Source organism: Pseudomonas sp. FSL R10-1339 (genome assembly GCF_009600545.1).
GTDB lineage: Bacteria > Pseudomonadota > Gammaproteobacteria > Pseudomonadales > Pseudomonadaceae > Aquipseudomonas > Aquipseudomonas bubulae.
In genome coordinates this window covers 1-252 of sequence record NZ_WIVQ01000331.1, presented here as the reverse complement: position 1 = coordinate 252, position 252 = coordinate 1, and the positions used below count along the sequence as shown (strand labels likewise).

Here is a 252-nt window from a genome sequence, read left to right as displayed (position 1 = left end):
CAACAAGTTTTGCGGCGATGGTCTCATTGGCCTGCGCTATGCGGTGCTTGCGACAATACTTTACGTACAGAGCCTAGCCATGCAAAATAGTGGCGGCGCAATGTTCAAATTGCTGCAACAGACTGAGAGCTTTGCAAAGCGTAATTTTGAAATTAACTTTAGCAAAAATGGAGAGTTAGGGAGACGCTGCAAAAATAGCCAACCGTCCCCCACCCTTGGCACACTGAGCACCTTCAACCAGCCATCCTTTCC

At 48.4% G+C, this 252-nt stretch carries 1 protein-coding gene; it reads left to right on the top strand.

What is annotated here, in order from left to right; translation table 11 throughout:
- Positions 1-252 (top strand): hypothetical protein (locus tag GHO03_RS25445; RefSeq protein WP_218574341.1); only part of this gene is annotated, 252 nt, incomplete at both ends.